Below are 12,346 nucleotides of genomic sequence, written 5' to 3'. Positions count from 1 at the left end.
GGCGCCTGCCCCCTCCCACCAATCCCCTCCCAAAGAGGGAGGGGAAGTTTTTTGGAAGGAGCGGGAGCTGCAATGACAAAGCGGAAATTTTTCAAAGATCTCTCGTTATATAAGAAATCTCAACTTTCCCGTGCGCTTCCGAAGCGCTGAAAAATCCTGACAAATCAATTCTTGGTGAAGCATATCACTTTGCTACTTCCACGCCCCACTTTTTGACGAACTTGTCGGAGAGGGAAACTGCCACGTGAATTTCCATGTTCAGCTCCTGAGGCATAACGCCCAGGGTAAAGGCGAAGTTTTTCGGAGAGACAACCTCCCCAGACTGATCCATATCTATTGCCATGGCCAGTTCTCCGCCTGATTTTAAGACAAGTCCTTGAAGATCAGCATTGTTGGAATGAAAGCACTTGTAATACTTCTTTTCCTTGGGGTCATAGTCATAGACGTTATACTTAAAAAGGACCTCGGTGCTGGCGAGGCTTTTGTGCGTAAGTGTCGCAATCTTCGTCTTGTTGGCGTTGGACACCTGGCAGGCAAACTGAACCGGCTCAGCATAGCCGCCTGCCCAATAGATCGACGATACGATACCGAAAACCTTGATCAGACTTGCAGCATCCTCCGGATTGCTCACGTTGAGGTCGGCGTCAAACTTATTTTTGCCGACTTCGCATGAAACAATATGCCCGACAAGTATCTGTTCGTCTTTTTTGAAATTAAAACCCTGGGTAACGCTGCAATTATAATTTAAATCGGCCATGTTTATTCCTCCTTCGTTCGTTTTAAATCATGTTTGTAATTTAGAGTCTGGTATCCATCCTGAGTTCCGCGTCCATACCTTCAAATTGGATGTGGGGGAGGATCGCCATCTTGCAGTCATACCACCCGATCATCCCCTCGCGTTCGACCACCTCCACCGATGCCGCCTTGAAAGGATAGAAGCGCAGCGTCAGGTCATCGGGATCAACCACGGTGGTGACGTACTGGAAGATCCAGTTTGTGAGAGTATTTTGAATATACATGGCATCAGCACTGCTGCCGATGTTGTCCCTCATGATTGATTTGATGTAATGGGCGATTCTTGTAACGGAGAACGTATAAGAAAGGTTGGTGACAAGTTGCGAGTTCTCCGAGTCTTTCGGATCCTTGAACTTTTTGGCCTTCTTGAGCGACTGGCAACTGAAAAAACACGCATCGGCAGTGCCCTTGCGATAGATAAGGGGGATAAAGCCGCAGTTGGCAAACTCCAATTCACGGTAATCCGGGACTGCCATCTCAATGGGAATCTTCATTTCTTCTTCGCCGCGCACATTGAACGTGTGCACGGGAAGCCCGCTTACCAGGCCGCCGCCTTTCGGTCCCCGCAAATACTGACACCAGCCGGACTGGGCAAAAGAGCGCACCATGTTCTGGGCAAAGAGCATGGCGGCGCTGCCCCAGACATAGTCCTCGTCATTGTTCCCCCGGATTTTTTCCTGGAACGTGATCTCCCGGCAGGGATTTACTTCCGGATCGTAGGGAAGGCGGGTAACATACCTGGGCAGGGTAAGCCCGAGATAAGCGGCCTGCTCGGAGTCGCGCAATTTATTCCAGGCTCCGTATTTCGGATGGCTCATAAGGCCCTCGAGGTCTTTGATGGCGGACAGTTCTTCAATGGAGTCGCATCCGAAAAATTTCGGGGAAATCGATCCAATATATGGCGCGTGGCTTGCGGCCGCGATCTTCCCCATGGTCGTCAGCCAGAATATGTCATCGGGTGTGTGTTCAAATTCGTGCATGCCGATGATCGCGCCGAAGGGTTTCCCTCCGTACTGATCGTATTCGCTGACATAGACCTTTTTGAATAAGGCGCTGCCGGTAATATCAACGGCATTTGCTTCAAAATCCTCGTAGAGTTCGTCCTTGCCCACGTCAAGAATGTCGATCATGATGTCGGCCTTAAAGTTCGTATTTAAGACCAGGTCGTTGAGCGACCGCCAGGTGGATTCCATCTTCTTGAATTGTTCATTGTGGATGATTTCGTTAATCTGATCAATGACGGCCCGGTCGATGCGGGCAATCAGCTCCTGGATGCTCCCCTTGTCCAGACGTTTCGATGACTTATCAACATTCAGCAAAAGAGCAGCCATACCTGAAAGGAAGCGGTCTTCATCGCTGACGTCCTCCTTGACAACCTGCAGGTTGTCCTGGACCATCGGGACCGGTTCTTTCATCTCGGTGCTCAGGCGCATGCTTGAAAGGAAACGTTTGAGATCAAGCTCCTCAGTTTTTTCTGCGGTTTTCTCCGCTTGTTTTGTTTTTTCGGCCATGGATTTCTCTCCTTTTTGATAGAGTTTGTTATATTATCAGGTTAAACAAGCGTCTTTATTATAAAATGTTTTTTACTCTCCTTTACTTCTCGCCTAAAGGAAGCTTCATGCTTTCATAACCTTTCAACTGTTCCAGCATCTTGGCCAACGCCTCTTCGTTGCCCATTAATTCATTGAGCAGTTTGCGAAACTCCTTCCTGTTATCCACGTTGGAGATGACCTCCTCCAAAAGCTTTTTCATCTGGAGTATCCCCCTGAGCTTGGGCACTTGTTTTGCTATATGGTCAGGAGAAAAAGCTCTCATGCCGTTGATGGGAATTTCCACATCCATATCATCGGAGGCTTCCGGGTCAATCTTGTTGGCCACGGCAAACTTCAAGGACATGCCCATGTCCTTCATGACCGCATCAGTGTTGGTGCCGTCAAGATTGCGCAGGCGCCTCTCCTCCAGATCGACCTTCCGGTCCTTCGAATTTCCCAGAGAAAAATCACCCTCGACGAACAGCCGAAGCGGCAGCGTTACGTCTTCGGGCTGGCCATGGATCTCTGTTTTGTACCTAAGTGTAAGACGCGATTTGGGAATTTCATCCTGTATTGCCATGCTGTATCTCCTTTCTATGGTTAGTTCTATGATTTTTCATTGGATTTCGGGCCAACGTTTCCCTTCAACATCCTCCATTTTCATGATGCATTCCCTCAGCCGGGTAATGCAGTGAAAAATTTCACCCCGCGACTTTCTGAAAAGCGCCCCTGTCAGGTACTGACTGCGGCACCATTGGTGATCCACCTCGGTAACTGATAGAAACCTGGGATACATGGGGAAAAACTCTATTGTATCGGGCTGAAACTCGTCCCCCATTTCCCGAGTAATAACCGAACGAATTTCAGATAAAAGCCGGGCTTCATTAAAGCCGGTATTTGCGCCGCGAAAGACAAGCAGAACAATGCGATGCCCTCTTCCCGGATCAATAAGCGGAACATCAACGATGGAACAGAAGAATCTGTAGCGGACCTCCATATCACGGAGAGAGAGCAGAATCTCTTCCACCGGAAAAATCCTGCCTTCCCGGTTGAAGGTATTTATTCCTGTGAAAATCCATTCGTTCCCGTTTTTGGCGATAATATCGGCAGTCGTCCTTTTCTCCTCCTCGGGTGCACCGGGCGTTGACAGGGAGTATGCGCCGATGTCGGTAAAAGACGCAAAATCCCCCCCTGACAAGTCGCCAAGACACCAGGCGCCTCCGGGGACAGGCATCACGTTCATATGCGCCATGCCTTTACGCCGTATGGAGAACAGAGAACAGCCCCCCAGCGCCGCATCCCATCTCAGGTTAAAGGCAAAGGCCTTTTCCAGCTTAAGACTCCGGATAAAATAATGCCACTGTTCCAGGTCTTGGGACTCTGCCGGGTTGCGAAACCAGCATTCCCAGGAACTGCCTGCATCCACCTGTTTTTCCAGCAAGATGTCACGCACCTTTCTGCTCACCCCGAAGGCCTTGATAGGTTGTTGTACCACAATCTCCGGGTTGGTTGCAATATCCTTCGGCATAAGGTGCAGATAGGTTGCACCGCACAGCAGACCGGCCAAAAGCAAGGCCGGATAGCTCTCCATAAAGTGAAATCCCGGTGCGGCATATACCTGCCCCGGTCCAATTCCCAAGGCGATCATCCCGTCGCGCAGTGCGCAGAGATAGGCAGCGTCGCTTGTTATATCAGCAGGAACATGGGGTTCAGGTCCGCAGGGGTTAAAACAACTAAAAACAACCTGACCGGATGGATACGTGAAAGACTGCGCCCGTTCATGATGAATGTCCTTACTCACATCACCTTCCGCCAGCACCATTTTGCTCCATACCGACAGCAACGGAAGATGTCTCTCATCAATAATAATGTGGTCAGGTTTCAGGGATTCAAGCCTCCTTTGCAGGAAACCTTTTCCCTGGGGATACAGGAACGAAATCCGGCATCCCGTCTTCAGAGCCGCCAGCAGTTCAACTGCCGTCTCCAGGCCCATGGGCCGGATGATACAGAGCGTTTGTCCGGGCCGCAGGCCAAGGCGAGCCCAAAAACCTGCTTTTGCGGCGGCAAAGGCGCCGAGTTCGCTGTACGAAATACTTCTGAAGCCGGAAGCCAAATCGTACAAGCAGAGGGCCGGTGCGGTGTTGTTACGGTTGCGAACGATGATATCATGATAGAAGTTATACCTGCTGAAAAGGGCGCTCACCCCATGCACAGCAAAACGAGCATCAAAAGCTCCCTTAAGAGCGCGCCAGAAATCACCCGTATCACGATAGCTATCTTCGAGCCACTCCAGCTTCCTGCAGGGTTGCTGCCCGTCCAGGCGCAAATCATTTTCAATTGAAGCGGTTTCTAAAATTTGCAGCATAGGATGCCTTTATTAATTGCGGTTCAACTCCCGCCGGTTGTTGCCGCGCCCCGCCCTTTGATTTCACCTTGCAGATGGGACTGGAAAAGAAAAATTAACCGTCCTGCTTTCCGGTTAACCGTCACCAGAAAAACCCTTTGCGGTATTCTTCCAGTTCATTGTTCTTAACGTTAATATTATATTCCGACTTAAGGGGGATTTCAAGTATCATTTTCCAATTTTCACCGGGACTGGTGAAAAGGACATAAACCCCAATATCTGATTTGTCGGGCTTTATGACTTGTATTTTCTCTTTTTGTCCGGGCAGGAGCATGTGCCAGGCCAGGAGACTTTCATTCGGCGGATTGGCATAGACCATATCAGAGATACCATCGTAATTTTCGACCAGGAATTCCATTTTATTCACCTTGCGAATCACGATATACACAGGCCGCTCATCATTAATGCCTGAATCGGGAATAATGTTGAAAGTGATTTGCTCCTTTTTCACAGTAGATTTCCCGCACCCATACAGGCTTCCCATAATAAGGAGCAAGGAAAGGACGATTACCGCTCCTGTTGCACACCATGGGAAAAAAGTTGTTTCTTTGAATTTTAACATGAGACGATATCCCGAGTTCATGTTCATTATTAATACAAAGCTCAGAACTTTCAAAAGGCCGCGCGGCTAGCGGGGCAGCTTGAAGATGGCCCACGGATCGCTCTGAATGCTAAATATAATATCCATGGGTCTGCTTTCGACATTTGTTGCCGGGGAATTGATTACCCATGTCAGCGATCGGAGCGCCTCGGCTTTTTTGCCGTTGCCGGTACCGGAAAATTTCCTGGCGGATTTAGTCCCTTTAGCGGAATCGTAAAGCTTGTTAACAGCGGCATATTCTTCCGTTTTCTGGAGAAGACGGTAAAAACTCCAGTATGAGGTTGGAATTTCTATCGTTTTCTTTATTTTTGAAGACTTGTCTTTGGTTGTAAACTCAACTCCCACTGACGACCAGTATGGGTTTTGCCAATAATATTTAAATTTTTTCCAGGACGGCTTCTGGTTAAAACCAAAGACCGCTAATTCTCCCACTTGCAGATAGGAAAGCACAGCGATCGGCTCCTGAGGAAGTACCGAAGGCAGAGGACCCGGCCTGAGCATAAATTCAAGAGGACGTTCTTTGCCTTCTTTATCCCACAGAACGGAAGAAAGCTGCGCGATGGCATTCACTGTCGGCAGCATATTGTTCGGAAGCTTCGGAACGTTAAACGGACCGGTTCTCTTACGCCACCGGCGCCCTTCTTCCATGCAGAACGGCGCGAGCATTCCCTGATATGTCTGCCAGAAATGTCCGGAGGGATGCGTCGCATTTTTAAGCGCTTCCGCTGAGATATCTTCACCGGATGAGATTTCAAAAGGGAATTTATTATACAGCGGTTGGATGTCGGTTTGCCGGAGATCCGTCCATATTTTACCAATCTCAGTCTCAACTTCGGTCATTCCCAGAAAATAGGCCTGCCAGACCGGAGCGAGAAAAACATCCTGCCATTGGGGAGGAACTCCAACACTGTTGAGCCAGAGCTTCACCAGATTCAAATAAGAATCCTTTTCATCATTAAAGATCGCAAAGCCGATCCGACCCATCGGAGTCAATCGGTTTTTGAATAGGGTAAAGGGCTCATCTTTGTCCTTTTTCCCGGCAGGTCCCTGCTGGTCCTGCATATCCATTTGCATCTGCTCCAGCAAGGCCTTGTATTTATCGAGTTCCGGAAATGTTCCCTTCTGTTCGCCCATGAGACGCTTTATAAACTCAAATTCAGCCAGCTTCAGTGCAATAGATCGCAGATATTCGTTTTTGCCGGGGTCAATCTGGGTATTGTCCCTCATGGTCAGCAGGACCTCCATAAACGGTGAAGATGGCAGTACCATTTGACTCAATACAAAGCGCAGGGCGCCCGGAGACCCGGCCTTTATGTCGAATTCCATGTAGTATTTCCGGTAGTATTGCGCATAACGCCGCCCGTAGGCTTCAACTTCTTTAAATAAGAAATTTGAAAAATAACTTTTGTCCTTCTGGGATACAGGCAAATTTTCTATGAAAACCGGCAGTTCCGTCAATATCGGTTTTACTCTTTTTTCTATGGCATCCTTCGTGAATCTGCCGTCCACTCTGGCGTGACCGATGAACAAGAAGCGCCCGTCATTGGACGCGTTCATGATGAGATCGTCAAATTCCTTGTCCGCCGGAAAAAAGAGCAGGCCGTCCTGGCGTTTGTAATGGTTGACAAACTCTCTTAAAAATAAGGCGATCCTGCTGCGATTGAGGAGATCGTTCCATTGCTGGGCGTTGAACTTGAATTCTTCCCCGCCGAACAAAAAACGAAACAGCAATTCTCTTTCATCTTCAGGCCCCTTAAAATTAAGCATAACCTTGAGGTTTTCAAGCAGGCCGGTAAGTCCTAAATTATCAGTCACCTCCGGATAATTCATGTTGGAGTTTTTTATAAATTTCAGAAAATTTTTGACGGTCTCCTGTCTGATCTGGGATTCTTGCTTTGCAATCAGGTCCAAGTTGATACCCTGCGGGGCTTCTTTTTTTAACAGTTCCGCTATCTTTGCGGAAAGATCATAAAGCTCCAGTTGCTGGATCACCCCGAGAAAGTGATCGGTTTCCTTTTGCAATTTCTCAAATTCCGCCCTGGTTAAAACGGGCTGCTGGTAAAACCTGTTGATTTCGGCAAAATAAACCATCCAGCTACGGGGGTCATCGACAGCGCTTTTTGACTGGCGGAATGAAAGTTTTTTCGTATCAAGAGAAACGTGCCAGGAGGACTCATTATTATTTACATAATCCTCAATCATTGTTTTGGATATATTGAGGATATGTGGCCATTGGGTAAGATTGTTCTGAATAAGTTTCCCAAGTTCGTTGTCCCGGGTTGCATATATCAGCGCCAAGAGGTATAGGGCCTTGTCCTGGGCGTCTTCGATTTTCCGTCTATATTGCTGTTCGGGGCTACTGATTGTTATTAACTGACCGGCAGCGGCATATGCCGTTGTCATCGTTTCCACGGAGAATCTCTCCACTGCGGGAAACAGATAGAATTTACGAATGTTTTCGATGCAGCGGCGGGTAATCTCCCTGTTTATGTCTGGAAAAAAATCAGGCAGCAATTTCATCAAGGGATGTTGCTGCATGTATGCGATGGGTAAAAGCTCATGCATCTTTTGATCATACCGGACAGGCGGTGAAACTTCCAGGATTGCCATTTCACGGTATCTTTCGGCAATCAGGTTTCGTTCATAAAGGTAAGCGGAGCTTAAATAAACAAGCCCTGCTATGCCTATTGCGGCAGCTGCAACACGGTGTCTGAAAAGCGGGTCGAATTTTTGGATTTCCCTGGCGGTAAGCGAAGGGGCAAAGGGGTTCAAAACAGGGGTTTCCCCCTCTGTCTGTGAAGTCAGGTAGAGACGGGTCACTTCCGGCTCCAGAGATAAGGGGTCGGGGTTTTGAAGGAATTTAATGAATACGGACAAATACTGAAACAGTTTCGGCGCCTGGCGCATGAATGTAATGGCCTTCAGATACTTATCTGCGGGAAGCAATGTCAGAGCACGGGTTAGATGTTCTTCGTACGGATCCAGGCATCCGGAAATATCTGCGATATCACCTTTTGAACTGAATTCGAGTTTTAAAGGAATGTTGCTCTGGGTGAGAAATTGGGAAAATTCAAAAAATCCCTCAAACTGATCCATATGAGTCAGCGCAATACGTACCTTTACCGGCTTTTTGCGAATTTGTCCGAGCAGGTTGATTTTCCCCCGAATTATCTGGGCCTTTTGTTTCAGATATTCCAGATATTCCGGTTCATCCGTCTGAAGCGCCACACCGTTTAAGACAATTACAACGGTCGGATCCTTTCGCCTGAAAAGTGGTTTCCATAGCTTAAGCATGGCGCGGCGGGCATATTCTGATGTATCGCCGAGCAGAGAATCCGGGAGTTCCTGAACCAGAACCTTGGATCCGAGATATATCTGTAGCAGGGGATTTGTCGTATAGCTGGGGTAAAACTGTCGCGCGTGCCCCTGCCAGTCTGTGTGATTGTCAATCAGGGCACTTTTTCCAGCACCGGCTTCACCGAAAACAATAAAGTGCTCGTAGGCCATGACGTTCGCCCTTACTGCCCATGGTATTTCTTTCAGAAACCCTTTCCATACCTTGGCAAGACTCGAAGCAGGCATGCCCTTTTGTTTTTTCTTTTGTTCGATATCCGGTTTCGCTTGTTTTTTTTCACCGCTTGCGCTGCGACGTTTCTTGATAAAATAGATGAGCAGCACAACAAGTATCAAAATGCCCAGAACAGCCATGGCAGCGAGAAGGTATGGCCAGTTATCCCAGGTGAAGAATCCCTGGGCGTATCCGGTTATCGTGGTGAGCAAATCCATAGAATTATCCGCTACCCATCAGAACCACCGGATTCGGTCGGATCGTGCGGGGTTGCGTTCTTATTCTTTTCCCCCTGACCACCGGATTCCGGCGCTTCCTCAAGAATGTCGTTTATTCCGATTACCAGTTCATCTCCCGACGCTGAGATATAGATGGTATCACCCGGTTTAATTTTGCCCGCGATAATGTCTTCGGCAAGAGGGTCCTGGAGACGAGTCTGAATAACACGGTTCAGCGGCCTTGCACCCATAAGCGGATTAAAGCCGAGCTCGGCCAGGAGAACCAACGCCTCGTCTTTGACCTGCAGATGAATCTCTTTCTCTTTCAGCAACTTTGCAAGGCGCTTAAGCTGTATTTCGGCTATCGTCTTCATGCCTTCAAGGGTCAATTGCTTAAAAACAAGAATATCATCAAGGCGATTTATAAATTCCGGTCGAAAGTGTGATCGCACGGCTTGCATAATGCCCGCAGTCATTTGCTGGATCTCTTCTGCTGTTTCGGCAGGTCGAATACTTTCCGATCCGAGGTTTGATGTCATGAGTACAACGGTGTTTGAAAAATTCACCGTCTGCCCCTGACTGTCGGTCAGACGTCCGTCATCAAGCAACTGCAGGAAAAGGTTGAATACATCCGCATGCCCTTTTTCCACTTCATCAAACAGAATCACGCTGTACGGCTTGCGGCGGACACTGTTCGTCAGTACGCCGCCTTCTTCATAACCGACATATCCCGGGGGGGCGCCAACCAGCCGGGCCACGGAATGCTTTTCCATAAACTCGCTCATATCAATCCGGATAAGAGCGCTCTCGTCGTCAAACATGAATTCCGCCAGGGTCTTGCATACCTCTGTTTTTCCAACGCCCGTGGGACCGAGCATTAAAAAGGAGGCTATGGGTCGGTTCGGGTTCTGTACACCGGCCCTAGAACGTCTGATTGCCTTGGATATGGTAGTGAGAGCATCATCCTGGCCTACGACCCGCTGTCGCAGATGGTCCTCCAGGTGCAGCAGCTTGTCTATTTCTGAACCAAGAAGCTTTGAGACCGGGATATTGGTCATCCTCGAAACCGTATCGGCGATGTCATCTTCCGTGATTGCTCTCCGTAGAAAGCCTTTGCCGGAAATATCCACATCCGCATATTCTTCTAAAATTTTATTGCACTTTGGTATGATCTTGTACTGCAGTTCGGCCACCCGGGAGAAATCCTCTTCACGGATTTTTTGTTCCATTTCACGCTTGGCTTCCTCCAGTGCCTTCTTTGCCTCCTGAACCTCTGTGAGGGACTTCTTTTCCTTTTCCCATTTTTCAGTGAGTTTGCGGCTTTTTTCTTTGAGTTCCTCCAGCTCTTGTTTAAGATGGCTGAGACGTTCTTCGGTCTGAGAGTCCGTTTCGTGTTTTAAGGCACGGATTTCAATTTCCAGGTCAACGATCCTGCGGTCGATTTCATCGATTTCTTCAGGCTTTGAAGAAAGACCGATACGCAGAGATGCCGATGCCTGGTCGATCAGATCAACTGCCTTGTCCGGTAGAAACCGGTCCATGATATAGCGCTTGGAGAGTTTTGCCGATGCGACAAGCGCTGCATCCAGAATCTGTACGCCATGATAGACTTCGTATTTCTCCTTTACTCCGCGCAGTATGGTAATGGTCTCATCAATACTCGGTTCTTCCACCATGACGATCTGGAATCGGCGCATCAGAGCCGTGTCCTTTTCAATATGTTTTCTATATTCTTCCAGGGTCGTCGCACCGATGCAGCGAATTTCACCCCTGGAAAGCGCGGGTTTGATCAGGTTGGCGGCATCCATGGCGCCTTCTGAACCTCCGGCGCCGATGATCATATGAATTTCATCAATAAAGAGAATAACATTGCCGGCATCGGAAACTTCCTGCAGTAAGCGTTTAAAACGTTCCTCAAATTCTCCGCGGAATTTTGCGCCTGCTATCAGTTGCCCCATATCAAGGGAAAGGATTGCCGCCGATTTCAAATCATCCGGGACATCCCCATTGACAATACGCTGGGCCAGGCCTTCCACAATAGCGGTCTTGCCGACACCCGGTTCTCCGATAATTATGGGATTGTTTTTGAGTCGACGGCTTAGAATCTGTATGGTAAACCGCACTTCCCGGTCCCGTCCGATGACGGGGTCCAGCCCTCCCTGGCGGGCGCGTTCCGTAAGGTCAAGAGTATACTTGGCCAGGTACTCAAAATCACCCGACCCGTCTTCTCCTCCTGAAAAACGGCCTTTTTGTGGCTGTTTTAGCAGATCCTCAAACTCCTGCTTGTCTGCACCCGCATCCGAAAAGGCCTGGACAATTTCTTCCGAGGCAAGCATGCCCAGCACTACATGATTGATGCCGATGTATTTATCCTTTGTTCTCTGGCTTGCCTCCTCTGCAAGGATAAAAACTTTTTCCAAATCGCGATTAATCGGCGTCTGCGGACTGCCCGCTTTACCTTTCGGCTGCGTGAGCAGTTTGCCGTCCACCCGTGCACCGAGGGCTTCGAGATCGATTGATGTATGAGAAAGATAGTGTCGCGTCAGATCATCATTAGGTTTCAGCATAACGGAAAGCATATGCCATGGCGTTACATACTCGTGATCTCTTTTCACAGCGAGCCGACAGGCACCTTCAATGAAATCCTGAGCTTTTACCGAAAACTTTTCAATAATCATGCTATTTCCTCTCATTGAATCAGGCTGAAAATACCGTTAATCCGGCAGTTAAATACAGCTATACCGCGTATAACAATTACCGGATACTTTAAAAAACAATTTATTTACTCTTTCGGTTCGTTTCTTGGAGCATTCTCAAACTCAATTACCAATCTTTACCCTGGTTATGTTGAAGGCCGCATAGACATTGGTGGATGACTGAATTCTATAAAAACAAAGCATGGAACTATACTTTTCATTAAAAATGTCGATCAAAACAGCACTAAAATTCTGCCATGCATCGAGGAATGTGTTTTTTCTGCAATGTTTTTAACGCTATATAGCTTATATGTCAAGCAAATTATGAAATGATGTGGGGTTGGTAAAGGTGATAGGGCAGGATTTTCAATCTATGAGCATTATAAAGAGCGACTCAATAAAATTAATATCCAAAATTCAGTAAATCTTTATGGCTCATTTTTAGCTATCAGACCGTTCGGAACAATCTCGTTTCGTTATTTATTTTCGATTTTTTCACTACTGTAAAATACCTTTATTCGTAAAAATCTTT

Annotated in this window: 7 protein-coding genes; all 7 read right to left on the bottom strand. The window is 47.9% G+C overall.

The window, feature by feature from the left end; translation table 11 throughout:
* Positions 1-184: 184 nt before the first annotated feature.
* The 7 genes from NTW12_12640 to NTW12_12610 all read right to left on the bottom strand — a co-directional run bounded on the left by NTW12_12640 (position 185) and on the right by NTW12_12610 (position 11,796).
* Positions 185-757 (bottom strand): hypothetical protein, encoded by a 573-nt coding sequence (locus NTW12_12640; protein ID MCX5847181.1) that lies wholly within the window; start codon positions 755-757, stop codon positions 185-187.
* Positions 758-797: 40 nt separating this feature from the next.
* Positions 798-2,306, bottom strand: coding sequence for a type VI secretion system contractile sheath large subunit (gene tssC, locus NTW12_12635; GenBank protein ID MCX5847180.1), 1,509 nt, complete (start codon positions 2,304-2,306; stop codon positions 798-800).
* Positions 2,307-2,388: 82 nt separating this feature from the next.
* The gene (gene tssB, locus NTW12_12630; protein ID MCX5847179.1) at positions 2,389-2,907 is read right to left on the bottom strand and encodes a type VI secretion system contractile sheath small subunit; all 519 of its coding nucleotides are present in this window, start codon (positions 2,905-2,907) and stop codon (positions 2,389-2,391) included.
* A gap of 36 nt (positions 2,908-2,943) precedes the next feature.
* Positions 2,944-4,692 carry a hypothetical protein gene (locus tag NTW12_12625; GenBank protein ID MCX5847178.1) on the bottom strand — a complete coding sequence of 583 codons (1,749 nt, stop codon included), beginning with the start codon at positions 4,690-4,692 and terminating at the stop codon, positions 2,944-2,946.
* Between the two features lie 121 nt (positions 4,693-4,813).
* Positions 4,814-5,293, bottom strand: a complete 480-nt coding sequence (locus tag NTW12_12620) for a hypothetical protein (protein MCX5847177.1) — start codon at positions 5,291-5,293, stop codon at positions 4,814-4,816.
* Positions 5,294-5,359: 66 nt separating this feature from the next.
* Positions 5,360-9,118, bottom strand: a complete 3,759-nt coding sequence (locus NTW12_12615; GenBank protein MCX5847176.1) for a hypothetical protein — start codon at positions 9,116-9,118, stop codon at positions 5,360-5,362.
* Between the two features lie 11 nt (positions 9,119-9,129).
* On the bottom strand, positions 9,130-11,796 hold the full coding sequence (locus tag NTW12_12610) for an AAA family ATPase (GenBank protein MCX5847175.1): 2,667 nt from the start codon (positions 11,794-11,796) through the stop codon (positions 9,130-9,132).
* Between the last annotated feature and the right edge of the window lie 550 nt (positions 11,797-12,346).

The sequence above is a fragment of the Deltaproteobacteria bacterium genome, assembly GCA_026388545.1.
In the GTDB taxonomy this organism is placed as follows: Bacteria; Desulfobacterota; Syntrophia; order Syntrophales; family UBA2185; genus JAPLJS01.
Note: the sequence above shows the minus strand (reverse complement) of the source record. Positions and strands in the feature narration are given on the sequence as shown.

What these genes read in the sequence shown, in the direction of transcription:
- NTW12_12625 (MCX5847178.1), bottom strand. Translation starts at nt 4,692, where the DNA reads ATGCTGCAAATTTTAGAAACCGCTTCAATTGAAAATGATTTGCGCCTG.
- tssC (MCX5847180.1), bottom strand. Translation starts at nt 2,306, where the DNA reads ATGGCCGAAAAAACAAAACAAGCGGAGAAAACCGCAGAAAAAACTGAG.
- tssB (MCX5847179.1), bottom strand. Translation starts at nt 2,907, where the DNA reads ATGGCAATACAGGATGAAATTCCCAAATCGCGTCTTACACTTAGGTAC.
- NTW12_12615 (MCX5847176.1), bottom strand. Translation starts at nt 9,118, where the DNA reads ATGGATTTGCTCACCACGATAACCGGATACGCCCAGGGATTCTTCACC.
- NTW12_12610 (MCX5847175.1), bottom strand. Translation starts at nt 11,796, where the DNA reads ATGATTATTGAAAAGTTTTCGGTAAAAGCTCAGGATTTCATTGAAGGT.
- NTW12_12620 (MCX5847177.1), bottom strand. Translation starts at nt 5,293, where the DNA reads ATGTTAAAATTCAAAGAAACAACTTTTTTCCCATGGTGTGCAACAGGA.
- NTW12_12640 (MCX5847181.1), bottom strand. Translation starts at nt 757, where the DNA reads ATGGCCGATTTAAATTATAATTGCAGCGTTACCCAGGGTTTTAATTTC.